This window comes from Xanthomonas sp. WHRI 7945 (assembly GCF_035026585.1).
The window spans coordinates 76,506-97,882 of sequence record NZ_JAYIQP010000007.1 but is presented as its reverse complement, the minus strand read 5'-3'; the positions used below and the strand labels follow the sequence as shown (position 1 = coordinate 97,882).

Here is a 21,377-nt window from a genome sequence, read left to right as displayed (position 1 = left end):
TCGGCGATTTCGGCGGCTGGGCGCTGGATGCCTCCAAGAACGATACGCAGCTGTGCGCCGCCATCGAGCGCCTGATTGCCGCGCTGCCCGCAGTGGATGCGAACTACTTCGGCTTCATCGACCAGCAGTTCCCGGAGCCGTTTTTCTCCCGCAGCGCCGATAGCCTGCTGCACCTGCTGGAAGAAGGCGATGACGACGGCATGGTGCCACCGGACGTGCTGTTCGACAGCCCCGACAGCCTGTTGCTGGCCTTCGTCTTCCATCACCTGCAGCATGGCGACGAGGCCGGTGCCACGGCGATCGTCGAGCGCCTGCGGACACGCCAGGCCGCGCGCGAGCGCCTCAGCGCTTGGCACCGCGACCATCTGGCTCCGTTCCTGCAGCAATGGGACGAAGGCCAGCGCGACCTGCCAATGCCGCCAGTGCTGCATGCGCTGCTGATCGGCCACTTGCGAGCTCAGGAAGCGGGTTGAGCAGCGCCGTCAATCACCTCGCCTGCAGAGCTGAACCGGCTCCGATCATGGACAAGACGTCAGCGGCCAACGCACGGCGATAGGCAGCGTGCAACCGGTGAACAAGCGCGTTTTTTCCATTCGATGCCGCGGTCTGGCACTGGTATTGCTTCAGCCGGCGCGGCGATCCTGGCGAAGTGAAGCGCATCCATGCCGTGGCACCTGACGTAGCCAACGGGCCATGGTGTTCCGCTGCATCTGATGTTCGCGGCCGACTGGATATCGGCCTGCACCATGACCGGCTTGCCCGCCACCAACGCATATTCGCGGTAGTACGGCTTGACCATGCTCACCTTGCCCTCGTTGATCGTGCGTATGCTGCCGGTCTCGGGCATGCCGAGCGAGGTGCCGGGAATCTCGCCGACCATCGAACGGAACGCATTGCCGAGCGAACCGGGCACCTCGATTTCCTCGTCGTACTGGTCCTCGCACATCGCGTTGGTGTTCAGGGTGAGGCCCACGCCATTTTGGCCGAACGTACGCAGGCGGGCAGGCGCGGCGACCAGACCATCGGCGGCGCCTCCTCCCGCAGCCGCGCAGAACGGCAGGACGAGCAGCATCAGCCAGCAAAACTCGCGAGGGAACAGACTCAAACAGGACCTCCATGGTCGAGCGGGAAGCATCGAAGCGATAGCGCGATGCCGATGGACGCGTTATCGGCCAGGCGCCCGGTTCCTCGACCGCGCTCAGGGTCCGAAGCGTCCGCCGCTCGGGAAGGCCTGCAAATCCTCAATGACCCTGTACGGCACTCGCGCTGCGATGCCGGCGCGCTGGCTTGATCCGGACCGTCGGTAGCTACAGCGAAAAACGGAAATCGTAGGAGATCCTGGTGCCGCCGCTCAGATTGTCCAGCGTGCCGTGCACCATTTCCGTGCCGTAGAACATGAAGCCTTCGCCGTACTCGAGTTCCACCGGCTTGAAGTCGCTCAGGCCCGGCGCGGACTCCACGTACATCGAATTGCTGCCGTGGGTCCGCGTTACCGGCAACCAGATGTTGACCAGATTCGGCCGCTGCCCGTACTCCTCGTCGCGGTGGAAACGCAGGATCGCCCGAGAGCCATGGAAGTTGACGCGCATCATCGCCTCCGGCTGCAGGCTGCGGATCGGACCGACGAATCCGGCGATGTGGTCGAAGACCAGCGAGTGGATGAGCGCCATCGAGCGCTCGGTCACCGCCTCACGCAAGGCCTTGCTGACATCCCAGCTGTTGCGGGTGATGAAGTGGTGCGGCAACGCGAGGTCCGCATCCCGAGGGTTCCAGCGCGGATCCAGATGCAGCGTTTCGAGCGCGTCGGTGCCGAAGAATTCGGCCACGATCGCGCGCAGGTCCCAGCGTGCGGTGTCGTAGGCGAAGACCGACGACAGCGGCAGGGCACGCCCTGCCACGTCGACCGTCGCCGGGCTGCAAAACCGGACGGGGGATGCGATGGATGCCATGACGGGCCCTACCCTTCGTCGGCCGCACCGAACCGGCGCCGCGGCCTAGCCCGCAAGCGCCAGCGCCTTGGTGAGCAGGTCTTCCGCCGCCACCGTGTCGTCCTTGGGGCGCGACGCCTTCGCCGACCCGAGCGACGGATTGTCGTCCTCCTCCGCCAGCACTTCGACCACCGCGACCGCGACCTCGGTCATGACTTCGGTGGTCACTTCGGTCGTGACCTCGGTGGTCACCTCCGTGGTGACTTCCGTGGTCACCTCGGTGGTCACTTCCGTCGTCGTGTTGCTGATCATCGCGGCGATCACGGTGATGTTCGGCGGACTGGTCGTCGACTTGGTGGTCCCCGAGAGGTTCACGTAGGTGGGCTGCGCTCCGCTGTTCCACATCTCCCCGTAAAGCGTCAGCGTCGGTGCCTGCGAATTGGAGAACTGGATGATTGCGTTCTGCGGATTGCCGTTCTGGCTGAACCATGCGAGCTGGTCGATCTCGCCGTTCGGCCCCTTTTCGCCGGTATAGACCGGCTTGTTGACGACCGATCCGGCATAGGTGACCTCGGGCGCATTGATCACCAGCTTGTCGCTGAGCTCCGTGCTCTTGCCGTCACTGGTCAGACTGAACAGATTGTAGGTGCCGTTCCACGTGGACAGTTGCTGGGTCGCGGTGCCGGCATTGCCGAACAGATTGTTGGCCGCCGGCAGCGGGTCGCTGCCCTGCGCGAACAGGCCGACGAAGCCGTTGACGCCGGCATTCTGGTAGAACGTCAGCTGCGCCGAGGTCGCGTTGTTGCTCGACGCGGACCAGCTCACTCCAGTCGCGGTGAACGCCGGGGAGTTGATCGCCGCGCCATTGAGCGTGATCGATTGGCTGCTGGCATCGATCACCACCGGGCCGGGAATATAGGTTTTCCCGTCCGGTTGCAGCCAGCTGGTCATGTAGGTTCCGGACGGATCGAAGGTCGCCATTGTCGTGTCCTCTTGTCCTGCAGATGGAAGGAGCGGCGGAAGATCAGGCTTCTATCAAGCTGTCTTTGCTGGTGTGGACGTCGGCCATGGCGCGGGTCACCGCGGAGGGCGTGGCGGCGTAGCCGCGCTGCCGCAGCCAGGACGCGACCAGGCCTTCGTATTCCCCGATGGCGATCTCGCGGTCGGCGACGGCCTGCGCGACCGCGGCCTGCCGGTCGCGATAGTCGCGTGCCAACGCCGGATCGAGCAGCGCGGCGCCCACGAAGCGCACCGCCTCCTTGTCCGGATCGCGCTTGAACATCATCCGGGTCACGCCGGTGTGTTGCAGCAGCAGCGAACGCCGCTCGTCGGCGGTCAGGCCAGCACGGGCGTCGAGGTAGGCCTTGGGGTTGGTGCGGAACTCGCCCTGGGCGCGCTGGTCCAGTGCAAGCGTGAGCAGCGTCTGGTACAGCGGCTCGGAGGCGAAGCTGTACTTATAGCCAGCAGGCACCTTGTGGTTGTGGATGTTGCGACGGGCGATCTCGGCCAAGACCGGATAATCGTCGCGGTCGCAGATCAGCGGCGTGCGCCGCGCCTCGCTGATCTTGGCCAGGCCGAGCTTGGCGAGCATGTCCGGATCGGACTGGATCGCGTCCTTGGCCGGAATGAAGAACGTGGAGATGCCGGACACCTTCGCCTTCACCTCCGGATCGCGATAGTCGCGGATCACATAGCGATCGATCTGCGGCGGGCCGGCGAACATGTTGGCGACATAATTGATCGCGGGATGATCGGGGCCGTAGATCTCTTCGAGATAATCGAGCAGCACATCGAACTTGTCGTTCTTGTAGCCGCCGAACTTGAAGCCAAGATCGCCGATGCAACCGACCTGCCACAGCACGAAGTTGGCGGTGGTATCGATCTTGCGCCGGCGCAGCAGGAAATCGGTGGCCTCGTAGATCTGCATGCCCGGCACGCTCGGGTCCACACCCAGGTCGGCATAGAGGCAATCCTCGGCGGAAACCGCCGGCAGCATCACCGCGTCGTAGCCTTCCTGGCGCGCGATCTCGATCGCGTTGTGGGACGGCGTCACGAACACCCCGGGATGGCCGTAGAACAGCGCGCAAACATATTTTCCCGCACGCACTTCGGCCATGATCCGCTCGATCATCTGCACGTAGGTGATGATTCGCGCCTTGTCGTCGGCGTAGTACTCGTAGAGATCGAAGGCATTGGAGTTCTGCGCCTCGATCCACATATCGGTGACCGGGTCGGCGGCGGCGTACAGCACGATGTCCGCCTGCTGGATATGCGCCTGGGCTTCCAGCGTGAAATGCGACACGGCCTTGATTCCGGAACCGATGACAACCAGCCTTCCCTGTTTCTCACGCACAGCACCTTGCTCGCCGCTTGACATAAAGGCCGCCCCGGTTTCAGAGAGATGTGGATAGACGCTACGCCGATTCAAAAAATAGTTTGTAGACATCTCAAGCGCGTAAATATGGATTTCAGATCTAGGTTTTCTTTGATTTTCTCCAGATAAACCCAGTAAACCGAGGCGTCACGCATTGCTTCTCGCAGTGAAGTGCATTCCGCGCCCTGGCACTTGGGGTAGACAAGTCTCGGCACCCTGGCCAGACCATCCTGTCCATCACAGAAAAACGGAAGGCGTGCTTCCTACAGTCGCCTTGGTCGCGGCATCCCGCGACCTTCCATCCACAGGAGAGCGACGATGAACCTCGAACGGTTGAGCGCGCGGCTGTCGGCAACAGGAACCAAGACGATAAAGATGCACGGCATGGGCTTGGCCCTGGCAGCGGCCATGGCAGCGGTGGCGGCAGGCGCCGCGAACGCAGCGGCGGCGCAGGCAGCGCCGAGCGATGCGCTGACAGCGGCGCAGGCGGTAGAGCACGATCTGCCCGCCATTGCGGCCGCACTGGATGTCGATCCCGCACGTGCCCGCAGCATCATCAACGTGCAGGAGCACGCCGCCGACCTAGCGGACACGCTGCGCACGCAATACGCCAATCGGCTCGCGGGCATGTACCTCGAACACGCTCCGGCGGACAGGCTGGTCGTGCGCCTGACCGGCGACCAGGCGGTTCGCACCCAGTTCCACACCTTCGGCACCGATCCGCTCGAAGTGACCTTCGTGCCCGGTGCGACGCATACCGTCGCGCAACTGACCAGCGGACTGGAACGTGCGCTGGCGACCGGCCTGCGCGAGAAGGCATCCGGCGTCCATGCCGGCTACGTCGACGAACGCACCGGTTCGATCGTCATCGAGGTGGACCAGGGCACCCGCAGCACGGCCCGACTGACCAGGCAGCTCGAGCAGCTCGCGGGCGTACCGGTGCGCATCGAAGCCTCGCCGCGCGCGGTGACGCAGGCGGTCTATGGCAGCGGCAGCATCTCGTCGCTGTGCACCACGGGCTTCGCGGTCAACCATGCAGCCAGCAACCAGCACGGCGTGCTGACGGCCGGGCATTGCGACACCGGCGCGGCACAGACCTACTCCGGCATCGATGGCGCATCGCACACGCTGAACGAGGTGGCGCTGCTGGCCAACGCGAATGCAGACCTGCTGCGCCTGGGCAACACCGCCGTCGCGTTCGGTGGTTACTTCTACGCCGACGCCTGGCGCGCAGCGACCGGCCGTCGCACCCGCGCCGCAACCACGACCGGCGCCGTGCACTGCCACTACGGTCGCAACGGCGGCTACAACTGCGGCAGCGTGCAGTCGACCGTGGCCAACCCCGGCAGCATCTGCGGCCCCAGCAACACCTCCGCCTGCAATGCGGTGTACGTGCGCGTGGCCGGCGCCTCACTGTTCTGCATCGGCGGCGACAGCGGCGGCCCCTGGTTCACCGGCACCACGCTCGCCGCGGGCATCCACTTCGCCGGACCCACCGCAGGCGGCAGCCCGTGCTACTACACCAGCACCGACTGGGCCTACGACAGCATGGGACTCAACCTGCTCTATCCGTAGAGCGCGGGCGCGGCATGATGCTGCGCAGCGTGTACTGGAGATCGGCCGGTGTATATATGGCCGATCTTCTGGCCAACGTGGGAAGCGCCATGCGAGTTCCGGGAATTGCATTGATGATGTGCTTGGGCGCAACGGGATGCGGCACGGCAGACGACACCACGCCAAGGCCGGCGAGCGCGCCGGCCGACGCGGCCGCGACGACGCCGGCAGCAGCCGCGCCGGACGAACGGATCGAGTCGGCCACCGGCCCGATCGTGGAGCGGATCCGCGCGCAGTACGCCGAACGCCTGGCCGGGCTCTACTATGAGCGCAAGCAGAAGCGGATCGTCGTTCGGCTCACCGGCACGGACCCCGTGGCACCGGAAACGCACACCGTGGGAGGCAGCACGCTGCAGGTCGTGTTCGAGCCCGGCGCCGCCCACTCGTTCGCGGAGTTGAACCGGATCCTGGCCGACAGCACGGCCAAGATCGCGGCGGCGTTGCCGACGGCGCACGCCCGCTACGTGGACGAACGCAGCGGCGCGATCGTCATCGCGGTCGCGCCAGACGGTACCGGCGGCAAGGCGAAGGAAGCGGAGCTGACGCAAGCGCTTGGCGTGCCCGTGCGGATCGAAGTGGAGGCACCTGCGGTACTGCAGCGGTAGCGCCGCTGCGTTCTCATGCACTGTCGCCGAACAGCACGAACATCAGCAACACCGCCGCCACGGCCAAGCCGATCCCGACCAAACGTCCTCTCTGCCGGCGCGCGTTGCGCCGTTTGATGTCGGGCAAGTCGAACCAGTAGCCACTGTCCTGGTGCGGCGGGGAAGACTGGTTTCGCTTCGAAGATCCAGGAAACATGCGTCGCTCCATCTGCAAACTGCGGTGGAAGGCATCGCACGCGTGCTGCCGATGCATGGCAACGTCGCGTGCGCCGCCGGTGCGGTGTCGTGTCAGAAGCGGAACAGATAGCCGGCCGAGATCCGGGTCTGCCGCGATTTCTCCAGCAATGGGCTGTCCTTGATCCCGTCGCCGTACTGGGTACCGGCCACGTCCACGAAGAACGTGTGTCGCTCGGCAGGGCTGTAGTCCAGCCGCAGGCCCAGCTCGACATTGACCGTGCCCTCGCCGTCATAGGCCGGGCGGGCCAGCGTGGCTTCCTCGGGACGCACGCCGTAGTAATAGGCCACGTACTTGTCGTCGACCCATTCCGCGGCCACACGCGGTGTCAGGCCGAAGCGGCCCATGCCGAAGCGGTGCTCGGCCTGCACGCGTCCGCGCGCGCCTTCGCTCTTGTCCATCACGTCCACCAGGTATTCGGCGGAGATCTCGGCAAACGGGCTGTTCCAGGTCACCGCAGCGCCGGCCCAGATGCTGTCGTCGCGCTCCTGCATGCCTTGCAGGTAATCGGAGTCCTCCGGGTCGTAGCCGTCCATGGCGTAGCGTGCGCGCACGCGGAAGTTCAGCACGTCGCTGTCGTTGATCTTGAAGTCGAACCGCCCCGCATTGATTTCCGTCCAGCGGTTCTCGAAATAGACGATCGGCAGCCCCTTCGTTTCCTGGTCGTAGTCGCGGTAGGGGCGATCGATCACCGCGGCGCCCAGCCCGATTCCCCAACGCGAACTCTTGGCCTCCGGCACCTCGGCCTCCTGGGCGCCGGCGGGCAGCGCAGCGGCCAGTCCGATGGAAAGAACACCAGCCCACCCCAGAGCCGCGCGCGGCGAAGATGTGTTTGGCGACGAACGATGAGATTCCTCATGACGCATCTTTGAATCCTCGATAGGGCCGGCCATCGGCGGCCGGCAAGCGGTTAGGGGTTGCCCTGGCGGCAGAGCGGCCGCTCCCGCCCGATCGCCGCCGCGTCGCGTAGTGGGAACATCGCCTTACTGACCGACCGGACAGTAGAGATCCTAGCGCTATAATGACCGAACGGTCATTACACGACCGACTGCGGTAACTGGGCGTTCAGCTTGCGCGCCCGCCGCTCGCTGCATCCCGATATGCACCGCGTCAGCGCAGCACAAGCCAACCCAATGCTGCAGCCGGTCCAGCCACTGCCGCCGCCGTGGCGCCACCCGCTACACTGACGGGTCAAGGTCGCTTGCCGCGTTTGCAGACTTGCCCGGCTTGGCCCTGGCGGGACCGGAACGGCCCGAACGATGGAGGCACCGATGGCGACGAAGAACGCGAAAAAGACGCCTGAAACGGCGGATGGCACCAAGAAGAAAAGGACGCGACTTTCCCCGGAGATCCGCCGCAAGCAGATCCTGGAGGCCGCGCTGGTCGAGTTCAGCGCGCAGGGCTTCGCCGCCACCAGCATCGCCATGATCGCGCGGCGCGTCGGCATCTCCAAGGCCAACGTCTACGTGCATTTCTCCAGCAAGGACGAGATCTTCGAGACCTTGCTGCGGTCGCTGTCCGCACTGGGAAGGAGCCAAGGCAACTGGCGCCAGATCGAGGACACCCACGACGTGCCCGGCTTCATCGACAACCTGGTCGATGTCACCTATGCCTCGTTCACGCCCGAGGCCCTGGCCATCCTGCGGCTGATGATCGCCGAAGGGCACCGCATCCCGGACGTGCTGACGAAGTGGAACGAATCCAACGTCAGCGCCCGCGCCGAACGCCAGGCCATCGTCGACGAACAGGTGGCGGCGGGCCGGATGAAGCGCAGCCCGCTCAGCGAACACTTCCACTTCGCCATGACCCCGTTCGTCTACGCCGGCATCGCCAAACTGGTGTTCGGCGACGCCGCCACGGAAGAGGTGGAACGCATGAAGGAAACACACCGCAAGCTGCTGCATCAATTGCTGGAGCCGTAGGCACGGCGGTCGAGGCCTTCGCAAGCATCAAGCCGCACAGCGATCACACCGGCGCAGTAGCCCGTGCGCGCCGCGAGAATCAACATCAGTCTATGTGGCAAGGGGTCGACGAAGAAGTAAGCCACAAGAGAGGATCGTAAGCGCTACTTGCCGGCGCCCTTACCTACAGGCGCATGTGATCCAACCAGTCAGTTTGGATGCGGCACCGCCTACGCCGAAGACTGCTCCCCCAGGCTTCAGCGGAACACGTTCCGGCAAAACCGCTTCGTGGCCGAACCATTGATTGAGTTGCCGGTCACCGCGCCACCCTGCCTGAACTGCTCGAGCTTCTTTTTCACAGCGATGCCAGCCACGTTGGAAGCTGCCACGCTATCCGAAACTCCCTCGGCACCGCGAGGGATACCGATTTAACGGCTTACCAGGCCCCGGCATCTAGAGCCCAAAAGGCGATCAGCAACGGGCCTATACTCCCATCGTTCGGTGCGGTGTGGTCTGCTCCTGAGCTTGAGCCAGTACCTGTCGTTGCTCCAGCTCTTGCAGCCGTTGCATCGACTCCTGCACCGGAGTAGCAACGGCCTGTTCGGTACTCATGTGAGCACGCAGGTGTGCCGGATCGTTCAAGGCACCTTGCACCACGAAAACATTCTCTCCGGCGGCACGTCGTTCGGTCTTCTCACTCAGAACAACGTGATCGATACGAGTCAGGCCATTTTCTCGCGCCAACCCAGCCAAGCTCGCGGTCATCCGTTCGCTGGCATCGTCCGATGCCCGGCCAAGCGAGGCATCCAAGCGATGCACAGCACTTCGTGCTTGATCCACCAGCGGATTTGCGGCGAGCGACTCTGGCTGCCGTTGATCCGCTGGAGAGACCGGGCGACTATCAACGTGACGCAGATCAGGATCAGCTATCGAAGCCCTGTCCCGATCCTGTCGGCGCGCTTCACCCAATTCGATGCCGAGGCTACCAGGTTGATAGTCTTGGACAGTCACGGTTTGACCCTGTCCGTTGCGAATCAACAAATCAGCACCTTCCAGATGGTAGGTATGTTGACTGTCCGCACTTCGAAACACACCCTCTGGGTCTTGTACTTGCCGAATGCCGCCTGTGAGATGCTGGCCGCTCCAGAATATTTGCCCGCTGCGATCGGCGTCCCTGACCACATCACCGTCACCAACGACATACGTGTCATTACCGGCGCCACCCTGCAGCACGTCACGGCCACCTCCACCGATCAGAACGTCATTTCCTTGTCCTCCGATCAGCGTGTCGTTTCCTCCCTGCCCCAACAGCAGATCGTTATTGGCGACCTCATTGCCACCACGGCTGCGGGTCGCATCGAGCGTGGCAGCATGGTTGGCGTCTACCGCCACACGCGCTGAATCCCTGCCTGGATCGACATAGATCGAACCAGCATTGAATGCATTTTCCGTCAAACGGTCCGCGATCTCCGGATGCTGCTCACGTAGGTCGGACAGCAGACGTACGCGGGCAGGCTCCAAGGACTGCGCCAGCGTTTGCACTTCACCACGACCGGCCAACAGGGTGGCGTAGTCGCGGTTCGCCTCGGCAATCAGGTTGCGGCGGCCTGGATTTCCATCCACGTCAACGCCCCACCGTGTCTCGTCCCGACTGATGCGGTCTCGGTGTTGTTGATACATGCCATAGGTCGACAACGCCTCCTCGGGCGTTACGTTGTTGGGATCGTTGTAGAGGCCAAACAGTTCTGCTTCCATCACGCGGCGCTTGCGCAGGCCGGCCTCGGCAGTCGCGTTACTGCCCCACGCGTTGTACCGCATTTCGAACCAAGCCTCGGCGCGATCCCCCGAAGTAACCGCGTCCCGAAACGGCTGCATATTGGCGTTATAGGACCCGGCGCCACGGTTGTAGACCAGCGACACCAGTGCGGCGCGCTCCTGCGACATCGGCATGTTCAGGCCAGCAATCGGCCGCTCATATTCAGGCATGGACGCTGATAGCAGCCTATCGCCCTCAGCCGCGTTGAGCGTCCTGTCGAACTGCAAGCCCAATCTTGTGCGGTCGCCTGGGGCGGCAGCATCAATGGCAGCAAGCTGGCGCCACTGTGCTTCGGAGAGACCGACTCCCGAATCTCGCCAGATCTCGGTATTGTTGGAACGATTGAAGGTGTACCCATAGCCGATGGTTGCCCGTCCATCCCCTACGTCCTGCGACCGGGCGTGCAAGCTTTCAGTGAGCTTGATCAAATCACCAGTCAGCGTGTTGTACTGATCTTGGGTAAGTTGGCGATAGACGATAGGCATGCATGATCTCCGTATCAAAAAGCACAACTACATGATGTTCGAGTAATCCCCAATCTCATTGCAGACTTCAAGCGGGGGATTCCCCACCTTCACCACTCGGCGCTTGCCAGCTGCCGCATCGTCCTTGGGGGCAACGATGCGATAAAGGAGATAAAGGTTGTCTTGCGACTCCCATAGGCCGAACGTCGACATTTCCGGGAAATGATAGCTCGCGCCGTCAACTTGAAGCACTTTGATATCGCACTCGGCGTAGCTTCCCCAACCACAGCTGGCATCCAGTGACCGGACTCCTCCGCGGCCGCCAAGATCGAAACGATAGGTGCGCCCGCTGTCGTCCTCAGCCACCTGAGGCTCAATCTGACTGGCTGCCGACGATGCGCTACCACCCCAGCCGCGTGACTGTTCGCATAGCGATCTCTTCGCCGGCACAGCATCTTTGTCGCCAGCCGATACGGAGGTACACCCCGTCATGAGAACCAGTGTCAGGAGGAAGCCCCGGAAGAACTTGGTTGTCATGCACACTCCTTGCTTGGACGGCTACACGCGCCCTAGGCACGTGCCGCCACGTTGTGGGCTAGCCACGTGGAAAATAGCCCACCGCCGGTTGCGCGTCCACGTCAATCGCGATCAAAATTTGCCAGCTCCATCACCTATCTACCGCCCTGGCAGGTGCTTTGCAGCCTGCTGCCGATGGCGAAGCCCAGTTGCTCCAGCCACAGGCCGCTCAGGCGCAGGACCGGGCGCGGCGGTCGCCGGCGGGGCGGTGCAACACGGGATAGGCCAGGGCGCAATGGATGGGCTGGGTGGTCGCATGACCGCCGCTTATTCCCTCAGGTACCTCACTCCCATTGCTCGCGCACTGACGCTCGCTGCATTCCAGGGCCGGCCCCGCACCACGAGGCCAGCCCTCTCCGGCGACGCATCCCTACCGCATCCCACCCAGGCCGCGATCAGTGCAGCCGCACGCCGCCCGCAGGCGGCGCAGCCCACTCCACCGCATAGACCGCCCGCTCCTCACGTACGCCGTTGGGCGTTGGTTCGTGCAGCGGCTGGCGCTCGATCTGCAGCAGCAGCGCCCGCATCGCGTCCGCTGCATCGCAGAGCGTGTCGCCCACCTCTGGCAATGCCTGGCCGGCACGCGCGGTTGCATCGCCGGCCGCCACCACCCGGGCATGGGCCGAGACGGTCTCGGCCAGCAGGGTGAGCCGGTCGAGTTGCACCAGCGTGACGCGGAAGGCGCCGCCGCCCGCGTCCGGCGCCGCCTCGACGGTGGCAGCGGGCTGGGCGCCGCGCGTTGTGTCGGTCCGCTGCGCAGGATAGGACAGCGCGTCCAGCACCAGCTCCGCCTGGTCGGCCAACAGCTCCAGACACAGCGCCAGCTCGCCCATGCGCACCTTGGGCTCGGCGGCACGTTCCTCGTCCGGCGTGCGCGGCTGCGCCAGCCGGACCAGGAACCTCACGTGATCGCGCAGCTTCGCCAGCCGGAACTGGCTCTCCTCCGGCAGGAAATAGCCGGGCATGTCTTCCTCGTCCAAACGGTCGTACGCCATCGTTGCCTCCTCGTTCCATGAAGGGTCCGCCCGCCACGCATGGCGGACGGGAAGTCGGGAGGTTCGAAACCGCTAACAGACGGCGGGCGTATTTCCCCGAAGGGTGTTGTATTAGCCGCCCTCCCGACGCAGGCATCGCGTCGGCTTGCGCCCGAGCATCGGGCACAAAAAACCCACCGGTTTGTCGGAGGTGGGTACCGCTGTTAGGGGAGTTTCGACGCTCCTTGCCACTAACATTGCTACTGGACAAATGAAATGTCAACGACCAGCAATGGGCCCATGGCGCCCATAGGCGGGGCTTTAGGGATGCTGGCAGGAGACATGATCAATTTGGCATCGCTAGTTGATTTCACGCCATACCGGATGTTCTATTGCTCCATGGATTTCATGAGCAAAGAGGCCAGAAGCTACTTGATGTCCCGGATTCGAGGCCGTGACACCAAGCCCGAGATGATCGTACGGAGGTACTTACATAGTCGCGGCTTGCGTTACTCGCTCCATGACCGCAGGTTGCCCGGGAGGCCAGACTTGGTTTTTAGGTCGCGAAAAGTTGCGATCTTCGTACATGGCTGTTTTTGGCATGGGCATGAGGGCTGCCATGCCTGGAAGATGCCAAAAACCCGGACGGATTACTGGACAGATAAGATCACGGGGAACCGCAGGCGCGACGCCAGAGCCATTCGCAGTTTGAGGAAGGATGGTTGGTTAGTTTGTGTCATCTGGGCTTGCCAACTCAATGATCGCCGACTGGAGAGGCTTTATAAAAAAATTTCGGGCCGCAATAAGCTTTAATGCCACAGAAGCTACCCACTAGATTTTCATGCGTCACCACCTTGCAATATTGTTTCATTACATTTTTAGGAAATCCGAGAAGTTTCCACCATATTAAACTTTCATCAGAGAAATAAAGAGCATATCTGGATGCTCAGCTTCAGATGGCCTGCGTCAGAACGCGCAGACCGCACCATCGCTCAGAGCTTTGCGAGTGGACGAAAGCATGCCGCCTGCCACAGAACCGCCGGCGAGCTCACCCAGGCGCTGTTTTAGCTCAAACCACTTGGCTGTCTAACAGGATCACAGGCATAATAGAAGATGGCCTGCCGACAACAACGGGAACTGATAGTCAATGCCGCGATCATCCGCCAAGCCACTGACGTTCGTTGACGCCTTTGCAGGTTGCGGCGGCTTGTCACTCGGCCTAATGCAGGCAGGCTGGACTGGGCGCTTTGCAATCGAGCGCGACAAGTTCGCTTTCGCCACACTCAAGGCGAACCTACTGACTAAGGGATCGCCGCACAAGTACACGTGGCCGCGCTGGCTCCCAAAGAAACCGATTGGCATCGTCGAGCTTCTTAGCAACTATCGGGGCCAGCTCGAAAACATTTCCGGCAGCGTAGACGTTCTTGTTGGCGGACCACCGTGCCAAGGCTTTTCCAGTGCCGGACGGCGCAAGCATGATGATCCACGCAATCAGCTTTTCGCTTCTTATTTAGATTTAGTTGACATCATAAAGCCCAAAGCAGTTTTGATCGAGAACGTCCGAGGATTCACGCTTGATTTCAGCACCGGGGACGAAATAAAGAATTTCTCTCAGTTGCTCAAGGCGCAGCTGTCTGACGAGTACACGGTCCATGAGCAGCTGCTCGACCTCTCGACGTTTGGCGTTCCCCAGGCACGCACGCGCTATTTCGTCCTGGCGTTCCGCTCAGAATTGAATATACCGGATCCGTTTGCGTACCTCCGTAGCAATCTGCCTTCATTCTTACGCTCACAGCGCCTGACTGTGCCAGTTTCGTCTGGGGCTGCGATTTCTGACCTCGAGATAAGCCGTAGCGGAAAGCAGCCGTCTGTTGAGAGCAAAGGCTTCGAAGAAACGCGCTATGCAGGTCCGCTCACGCATTACCAAAAAATGATGAATGCGGGATGCAAGGCGCCTACGGGCCTCCGACTAGCGCGACACGCAGAGGAGATCGCCTGCCGCTTTAAGGAGATCATCGAGCTTAGTCACGCGCAAGGTCGCCTCAACATCAGTATTGGTGCTGAGATGCGAGCTCGCTTCGGCCTCAAGAAGATGGCACTGCGAGTGCTTGATCCTGATCGCCCATCCCCAACGATTACCAGCATGCCTGATGACCTTCTGCATTATTCGGAGCCCCGCACGCTAACGGTTCGTGAAAACGCGCGGCTACAGACTTTTCCGGATTGGTACTCTTTTCAAGGAAAGTACACAACCGGCGGCCACCTCCGAAAACAAGAGGTCCCTCGCTTTACTCAAGTAGCGAACGCAGTTCCGCCGCTTGTTGCAAGAGCGATTGGTGAGGCCTTGACAGACCTACTCAAGAATAAGACTCCAAAAACCAATAATGGCGTCAGCAATACGCGATCACGCCTGCATCGCATTCAGCAGAGCACGGAACTCCGCGCGCAAACCTAAGATTAGCTTGCGAAGCTCGCGCATCTCATTGATGTCCACAACCCCACCATTTCCATAAACCACGCTGCTTGGCTTGCCCTGGGGAACCAATACCGCATGCCCCAGCTTATTACGGCCACCGACAACGCCCTCACGATACGATTTTACTGCTGCCACTCCCGCTGCGTGCGCTGCAAATTCTCTCATTTTCAAGATGCTTGCTAGTAAACGCAAGCGCTGGTCGGAAGTTAAAAGCATGTGTGCGTCGAACAGAGCTTCGGTACTAGGGGCCTCCTTAAGCTTGTCACCCAGCTTGGCGACGTTCTTCACCTGGGCTGCCACACGCTTCAGCGCTTCCTTGATAAATTGGGCCTTGCCCTCTTCATCCAGCTTGTTGTGTGCCAAGGTCAAGCAGGCGTTAATCATGTGGTCAATGTCGCTGGTAGCGCCCATTACGATACCGCGCGTGTGATCGAGGTCGAGTACCTTTTTGATCAACGATTCAAAGACACCAACCACCTCGTCGACAAGATCCTCACGACTGGCGCAGTAAACCCCCTCCAACTGCTTCTCGTAAGCCTTTTGACGCAGCTCCACAACCGACAATTGCCCGGAATAGAAGACCACATCCTTGTACTGAACCGTCTCCCGGACACGTCCAATGGCATCCTCGCCGTGCGCGCCATTGCCCAGATCCCAGTCCACCAGGATCAAGTCAATCTCATCTGTAAAAACATCCTCGGAGATAGCCTCTATCACCTCATTAATCGTCGTGCACTGACGAGGCTTGAACTCAAAGCCCTCGGCTGCCATTTTCGATGAGATACTTTTGATTTGAGCGGCCACGCGCCCCGGCTGGTCATCCACCCACAAGACATTGAAGTCAAGTCTCACGCGCCCCTCCCCTTTGCGGCGACCTTGATAACTAGCCCCAAGCCTTTTTGAATATTATCATCAAGCTCAATACTCCCGCCCATTTCCCCAAGAGCCTGCCTAACATGATATAGGCCGAGACCTGACCCCTGCGTCGTTGTATAGCCCATCTCGAAAATACGCAAGCGATTCGTGCCGGCGGCCAAGCCACGCCCGTTGTCACTGACATGAATTTTCAGGCCATTCTTGTCCTCCTGAGACAAAACAAACTTAATCCGCGATGCCTTAGCCTTCTTGGCATTGCTGATTAGGTTGTCGACAACAATGGAAGCATCTATTGGATTGAAACGTAATTTGAGGCCTGGATGATTGTTCTCGACTGAAATCTGCAGCCGAGCGCTACCCGTAGTGCGAGCAATTTGCTCGATGTAGTCATAAATAAAAGAGGCGATATCAGTTTCAATCTTTTCGGAGTCCAGTTTGAATTTTGCCTTCGCTGCGAACTTTGTAACCGACATTACTTTCCTATTAAGAAATGCCATCTGCTCCAGCGTTTTAAGAACTGTTTCGCGTGGAACCGAACTCTTGCCTGCAGTCTCAGTTAAAAAATTCTCGATCTGCTGCGCAATGTCCACTGCATAAATTGTCACCTGATGGTGTAAATTCAAAATTGTGGCAGCGTCAACGGTGACGAAAGATTCAAGGAAATGTGACCTCCTTCTTTCCGTCTCTGCTTCTGCTTCGGCCGTATCGGCACGCCGAGTCGCGGCTTCGGCAGCTGCAAGCGCCTTGTTAGCAACTCGCCGTGCATCCGCCTCAGACTTCTTTAGATCGTCGAATCGACGCTCAGCGGCTTCTAGTCGAGCTAACATTTTTTTGTCGCCCGTCTTCTCTGCAATTGCGCGAAGGCTAACGAGCGACGCTTCGAAGTCACTTGACCTTTCGTTGATTAAGTCAACAAGCCGTTTGCTGTACTCAAGCAGACGTACTTTCTCATTGTCCACAAGATTGGCGACAGCTGCTGATACTCGGGCTCGCCCTGGGTCAGTCATCAATCGCGAAAGGTCGTCAGTATTGGCATCAGCCTTGTCAATCCAAGACACCGGGACCACATACTTCTCTAGCCGCTTCAGGCAATGTTCCATGACCACCTTGTGCAATTGCTCGACCGCAGGCGTTCCTATCAGACCCTGATTGCGGCTAGATGCCTCTTGAAATTCTTCATCGGATCCAGAAACGTCGACGCGCCCGATGATTTCACGCGTTCCTAGAAAGCGCGCATAACCCTGCTGCTTACGGCGATCAAAGCCAAACCAATCGTTCCCGTCCTCACCGATTGGGTAGACCCGGAAATTGTTCCTAAAAAGGAAGACTGACCCGAATTGAATCGAAGGCAATCCAACACGCCGGGTAAAGGTGGCCTTGGCTGATTGATTTAAGTAATAGATCTCGCACTTGAAGCCGGCTGACGACAGTTTTTGGTAAGGGTTCGGTTCGACAATCCGGTAGATCACCTCGCCACGGTCCGTGAGCGTCGTGTAAAGCTCATCACCTTCGATAGCCACCCGAATAAATGTTGTCTTGTCTTGAAGCGTGGTGAAGATGAAATTTCCTATCCGACCATTTACTAGGTCCTTGGGCAGCGGCTTATCTCCTTCCTTTCCAAGTGTGGCGATAAGTTGCTTATCTTCTGCCAACTCGGCTGGCGCCGTGATATGGATGCTAAAGCCATCAGCATCTTCACCGAAAGGGTTAATCAATTTCGCGAGTGATGCCTTCAAGTCCAAGATGCGCTGTCGCGGCCATGGCCGTCTAAGCCGCTGGATGGTCACCACTGTGCCATGTTTGAGCTTGGACTCGAACTTGCGCATCTCGCGCGGCAGATGGAACCCATCCTGCTCTACGTAGTGCACAGGCACTTTTTCAAAGTGCTCTTTGGCATCTCTTTCGAACAGTTCCCAATTAACATCCAGCCTATGAACCGCTTTAGCCCGGCCTCGAGGGCGGCTTTGTATAACGACCTCCTCTCCCAACCGATCAGACGAGAAGCGACCGATCCCCTTGCTACCCGCGTAGTGTCGGCGCTCAGCGGCGATATTACGGAAGTCGTCTGGGGCACGATCGCTGCGCTTTGACGAATAGGCAACGAACAGCCACTTGCCCGTGAGGTCGTCATAAGACATGCCATTGCCGTTATCCGCAACGACAATCATGTCTTCGCCAAAGTGCAGCTGCACACTGTCCGCGCCAGCGTCGAAGGAATTTTTGACAAGCTCGAAGACAGCGACCTCATCATCCGTAATTAGTTCGCGGCCCAGCACTCGCTTAAGGCCCGTACTGACATCGAAGTGCAAATTACCCGTAGTCGCCAAGCTCAGCCCCCGGCATGCTCAGAACAATGATCAAGGATACTCCCGCCACCCAATAAATTCCCGCCTCAATTAGAGCGTGCCACAGCCAGCATGCGATCAGTTGCGTCGCATCTCGTAGACAAGATAGACGTAGCGTAGCTTCCGCCGCCTCGCTCAGAGCAGCAGGACATATGCAGGAGATCTATTTCTACCGTGGTGTTTGCCCCATTAAGGGAACACTTCAAGCGCTCAACTTCAACGAGCCGAGCTCGCTTTAACTTCAAGGCTATTGCCCGTCCTCCTACCCCACTCATATTCAACCTAAAGGCACTACTCGGGCGGTGAGAGGGTAAGTAAAAAAAAGCGGCCTTTCGGCCGCTCTTTCATATGTTTAGCTTGGTCAAACCCCAACCGGATTAGCCTTCTCCGGATCAATCTTGTACTGCTTGATCGCCCGAGCCACATCCTTGCCGGTCATCTTCCCGTCCTTCGCCAGCGCCGCGATCGCGGCATGCGCGATGTAGTACCGATCCACTTCGAAGAAGCGACGCAGGTTGGCGCGGGTATCCGAGCGGCCGAAACCATCGGTCCCCAACACGGTGTAGTGCGTCGGCACGAAGGCACGGATCTGGTCGGCGAAGGCGCGCACGTAGTCCGTTGCCGCAATCACCGGGCCCTGGCGGCCTTCCAGCAGTTGGGTGACGTACGGCTTGCGCTGCTCGCCTTCCGGATGCAGGCGGTTCCAGCGCTCGGCGTCGAAGCCGTCGCGGCGCAGTTCGTTGAAGCTGGGGCAGGACCAGATGTCGGCGGTGACGCCGAAGTCCTTGTCCAGCAGCTCCGCTGCGGCAATGGCTTCGCGCAGGATGGTGCCCGAGCCCAGCAGCTGCACGCGCAGTTCGCCCTTCTTGGGCTTGCCGGCGTCGGTCAGCAGGTACATGCCCTTGATGATGCCTTCTTCTGCACCGGCCGGCATTTCCGGGTGGGTGTAGTTTTCGTTCATCAGGGTGATGTAGTAGTACTCGTCCACCTGCTCTTGCATCATCCGCTTCATGCCGTACTGCATGACCACGGTGACTTCGTAGCCGAAGGTGGGGTCGTAGCTGCGCACGTTCGGGATCGACCCGGCGATGACCTGGCTGAAGCCGTCTTCGTGCTGCAGGCCTTCACCGTTCAACGTGGTGCGGCCGGCGGTGCCGCCGAGCAGGAAGCCGCGGGTGCGCATGTCCGCCGCCTGCCAGGCGATGTCGCCCACGCGCTGGAAGCCGAACATGGAGTAGTAGATGTAGAACGGCAGCATCGGCACGTTGCTGACCGAGTAGCTGGTGCCGGCGGCCATCCACGAGGAGATGGCGCCCGGCTCGCTGATGCCCTGCTGCAGCACCTGGCCGGACTGGTCCTCGCGGTAGAACATCAGCTGGTCCGCGTCCACCGGCTTGTACTTCTGGCCGAACGGGGCGTAGATGCCGATCTGGCGGAACATGCCTTCCATGCCGAAGGTGCGCGCTTCGTCGGCCACGATGGGCACGATGCGCGGGCCCAGGTCCTTGTCGCGCAGGGCGATGTTGAGGCTCTGCACGAAGGCCATGGTGGTGGAATAGCTGCGCTCGCCGCTGGACTTGAGCAGGCGGTCGTACTTGTCCAGGCCGGGCACGTCGAAGGACTGGTCGGCCTTGCGGCGGCGCTGCGGCAGGTGGCCGCCGAGCGCGGCGCGGCGTTCCTGCAGGTACTGCACTTCCGGCGAATCCGGGCCGGGGTGGTAGAACGGCACCTGCTCGGCGTCGGCAAGTTGCTTGTCGCTGAGCGGGATGTTGAAGCGGTCGCGGAACGCGCGCACGGCGTCGTCGTCCAGCTTCTTGGTCTGGTGGGTGGGGTTGAGCGATTCGCCCGAGGAGCCCATGCCGTAGCCCTTGACCGTCTTGGCCAGGATCACGGTGGGCATGCCCTTGGTGTTCACCGCCTGGTGGTAGGCGGCGTAGACCTTGTGCGGATCGTGGCCGCCGCGGTTCAGGCGCCAGATGTCGTCGTCGGACAGGCCGGCGACCATGGCCGCGGTCTCCGGGTATTTGCCGAAGAAGTTGGCGCGGGTGTAGGCGCCGCCGAAGGCCTTGCAGTTCTGGTATTCGCCGTCGACGGTTTCCATCATCAGCTTGCGCAGCACGCCGTCGGTGTCGCGCGCCAGCAGCGCGTCCCAGTAGCCGCCCCACAGCAGCTTGATGACGTTCCAGCCGCCGCCGCGGAACACGCCTTCCAGCTCCTGGATGATCTTGCCGTTGCCGCGCACCGGGCCGTCCAGGCGCTGCAGGTTGCAGTTCACCACGAAGATCAGGTTATCCAGGCCTTCGCGGCCGGCCAGGGCGATGGCGCCCAGGGTCTCGGGCTCGTCGCTCTCGCCGTCGCCGATGAAGCACCACACCTTGCGGTCGGACTTCTCGATCAGGCCGCGGTGCTCCAGGTACTTCATGAACTGCGCCTGGTAGATGGCGCTGAGCGGGCCCAGGCCCATCGACACGGTGGGGGTCTGCCAGAAATCCGGCATCAGCCACGGGTGCGGGTAGGAGGAGATGCCCTGCCCGTCCACTTCCATGCGGAAGTTGTTGAGCTGGTCTTCGCTGATGCGGCCTTCCAGGAAGGCGCGGGCGTAGACGCCCGGGGAGCTGTGGCCCTGGATGTAGAGCAGGTCGCCCGGGTGGTTGTCGGACGGGGCGCGCCAGAAGTGGTTGAAGCCCACGTCGTACAGGGTGGCGCTGGAGGCGAAGGAGGCGATGTGGCCGCCCAGGTCGCCCGGCTTGCGGTTGGCGCGGACCACGGTGGCCATGGCGTTCCAGCGGATGATCGAGCGGATCTTCCACTCGATGGCCGCATCGCCCGGGCTCTTGGCCTCGTTGGCGGGGGCGATGGTGTTGACGTACTCGGTGGTCGGCGAGAACGGCAGGTAGGCACCGGAGCGGCGGGTCAGTTCGACCATGTCCTCCAGCAGCTGATGCGCGCGCTCGGGGCCCGCCACATCGATGACGGCCTTGAGCGATTCGATCCACTCCTGGGTCTCAGTGGGGTTCGGATCGTTCTGCAGCACCTCGTTCAACCAGTTCATAGCGCTCCCGTCGGTCGCACGCACGCGCGCGATTGCATGTGTTTTTCGAAGCCTCCAAGTGTAGCGCAACCGCCCCGCCGGACCTCGTACGCCAGCGTATGGAACGGACTGTCACATTGGCCCGGGTCAGCGCGGGACACG

The 21,377-nt window shown here is 61.2% G+C and carries 19 protein-coding genes; 6 read left to right on the top strand and 13 right to left on the bottom strand.

The features are described from left to right. The first annotated feature begins 200 nt into the window (after window positions 1–200). Complete coding sequence (locus tag VDQ83_RS07885) at window positions 201–473, top strand: hypothetical protein (RefSeq protein ID WP_455434551.1); 273 nt, start codon at window positions 201–203, stop codon at window positions 471–473. A 59-nt stretch (window positions 474–532) separates the two neighbouring features. Here VDQ83_RS07885 and VDQ83_RS07880 read toward each other — a convergent pair whose 3' ends face one another. The 4 genes from VDQ83_RS07880 to VDQ83_RS07865 all read right to left on the bottom strand — a co-directional run bounded on the left by VDQ83_RS07880 (window position 533) and on the right by VDQ83_RS07865 (window position 4,305). Continuing rightward, complete coding sequence (locus VDQ83_RS07880) at window positions 533–1,105, bottom strand: hypothetical protein (RefSeq protein WP_455434480.1); 573 nt, start codon at window positions 1,103–1,105, stop codon at window positions 533–535. Between the two features lie 202 nt (window positions 1,106–1,307). After that, entirely contained in the window at window positions 1,308–1,949 is a 642-nt protein-coding gene (locus VDQ83_RS07875) for a hypothetical protein (protein ID WP_455434479.1), read from the bottom strand. 45 nt (window positions 1,950–1,994) lie between these two features. Further along, a complete protein-coding gene (locus VDQ83_RS07870; protein WP_309918735.1) occupies window positions 1,995–2,909 on the bottom strand; it encodes a hypothetical protein in 915 nt (304 codons plus the stop codon). Between the two features lie 43 nt (window positions 2,910–2,952). Beyond that, window positions 2,953–4,305 (bottom strand): SAM-dependent methyltransferase, encoded by a 1,353-nt coding sequence (locus VDQ83_RS07865; RefSeq protein WP_455434478.1) that lies wholly within the window; start codon window positions 4,303–4,305, stop codon window positions 2,953–2,955. Between the two features lie 330 nt (window positions 4,306–4,635). Between VDQ83_RS07865 and VDQ83_RS07860 the strand changes: the two genes are divergently transcribed. Together VDQ83_RS07860 and VDQ83_RS07855 are read left to right on the top strand one after the other, a co-directional pair. Beyond that, window positions 4,636–5,877 (top strand): hypothetical protein, encoded by a 1,242-nt coding sequence (locus tag VDQ83_RS07860; RefSeq protein ID WP_455434477.1) that lies wholly within the window; start codon window positions 4,636–4,638, stop codon window positions 5,875–5,877. Window positions 5,878–5,933: 56 nt separating this feature from the next. After that, a complete protein-coding gene (locus VDQ83_RS07855; protein ID WP_455434476.1) occupies window positions 5,934–6,521 on the top strand; it encodes a hypothetical protein in 588 nt (195 codons plus the stop codon). Window positions 6,522–6,534: 13 nt separating this feature from the next. Here VDQ83_RS07855 and VDQ83_RS07850 read toward each other — a convergent pair whose 3' ends face one another. Both VDQ83_RS07850 and VDQ83_RS07845 read right to left on the bottom strand, forming a co-directional pair. Beyond that, window positions 6,535–6,774, bottom strand: a complete 240-nt coding sequence (locus VDQ83_RS07850; RefSeq protein WP_455434475.1) for a hypothetical protein — start codon at window positions 6,772–6,774, stop codon at window positions 6,535–6,537. Between the two features lie 35 nt (window positions 6,775–6,809). Next, window positions 6,810–7,496 (bottom strand): MipA/OmpV family protein, encoded by a 687-nt coding sequence (locus tag VDQ83_RS07845; protein WP_455434474.1) that lies wholly within the window; start codon window positions 7,494–7,496, stop codon window positions 6,810–6,812. 531 nt (window positions 7,497–8,027) lie between these two features. Here VDQ83_RS07845 and VDQ83_RS07840 point away from each other — a divergent pair. Beyond that, entirely contained in the window at window positions 8,028–8,678 is a 651-nt protein-coding gene (locus VDQ83_RS07840; protein WP_455434473.1) for a TetR/AcrR family transcriptional regulator, read from the top strand. 462 nt (window positions 8,679–9,140) lie between these two features. Here VDQ83_RS07840 and VDQ83_RS07835 read toward each other — a convergent pair whose 3' ends face one another. From VDQ83_RS07835 to VDQ83_RS07820, 4 genes are all read right to left on the bottom strand, one after another. Further along, window positions 9,141–10,958 (bottom strand): XVIPCD domain-containing protein, encoded by a 1,818-nt coding sequence (locus VDQ83_RS07835; RefSeq protein ID WP_455434472.1) that lies wholly within the window; start codon window positions 10,956–10,958, stop codon window positions 9,141–9,143. Between the two features lie 27 nt (window positions 10,959–10,985). After that, on the bottom strand, window positions 10,986–11,474 hold the full coding sequence (locus VDQ83_RS07830) for a hypothetical protein (protein ID WP_455434471.1): 489 nt from the start codon (window positions 11,472–11,474) through the stop codon (window positions 10,986–10,988). Window positions 11,475–11,608: 134 nt separating this feature from the next. After that, on the bottom strand, window positions 11,609–11,749 hold the full coding sequence (locus VDQ83_RS07825) for a SymE family type I addiction module toxin (protein ID WP_455434470.1): 141 nt from the start codon (window positions 11,747–11,749) through the stop codon (window positions 11,609–11,611). Window positions 11,750–11,908: 159 nt separating this feature from the next. Beyond that, complete coding sequence (locus VDQ83_RS07820; RefSeq protein ID WP_455434469.1) at window positions 11,909–12,508, bottom strand: XAC0095 family protein; 600 nt, start codon at window positions 12,506–12,508, stop codon at window positions 11,909–11,911. A gap of 255 nt (window positions 12,509–12,763) precedes the next feature. On the opposite strand from VDQ83_RS07820, the gene VDQ83_RS07815 reads away from it, so the two are divergent. Together VDQ83_RS07815 and VDQ83_RS07810 are read left to right on the top strand one after the other, a co-directional pair. Beyond that, window positions 12,764–13,300, top strand: coding sequence for a very short patch repair endonuclease (locus VDQ83_RS07815; RefSeq protein ID WP_455434468.1), 537 nt, complete (start codon window positions 12,764–12,766; stop codon window positions 13,298–13,300). Window positions 13,301–13,634: 334 nt separating this feature from the next. Further along, window positions 13,635–14,942, top strand: coding sequence for a DNA cytosine methyltransferase (locus VDQ83_RS07810; protein WP_455434467.1), 1,308 nt, complete (start codon window positions 13,635–13,637; stop codon window positions 14,940–14,942). Here VDQ83_RS07810 and VDQ83_RS07805 read toward each other — a convergent pair. From VDQ83_RS07805 to aceE, 3 genes are all read right to left on the bottom strand, one after another. Beyond that, entirely contained in the window at window positions 14,892–15,815 is a 924-nt protein-coding gene (locus VDQ83_RS07805; RefSeq protein WP_455434466.1) for a hypothetical protein, read from the bottom strand. The genes VDQ83_RS07810 and VDQ83_RS07805 overlap by 51 nt on opposite strands. Continuing rightward, window positions 15,812–18,166: an ATP-binding protein gene (locus tag VDQ83_RS07800; RefSeq protein ID WP_455434465.1), complete on the bottom strand. Its 2,355-nt coding sequence runs from the start codon at window positions 18,164–18,166 to the stop codon at window positions 15,812–15,814. Before VDQ83_RS07800 ends, VDQ83_RS07805 begins: the two co-directional genes overlap by 4 nt. A 379-nt stretch (window positions 18,167–18,545) precedes the next feature. Continuing rightward, window positions 18,546–21,236 (bottom strand): pyruvate dehydrogenase (acetyl-transferring), homodimeric type, encoded by a 2,691-nt coding sequence (aceE, locus tag VDQ83_RS07795; protein ID WP_455434464.1) that lies wholly within the window; start codon window positions 21,234–21,236, stop codon window positions 18,546–18,548. Between the last annotated feature and the right edge of the window lie 141 nt (window positions 21,237–21,377).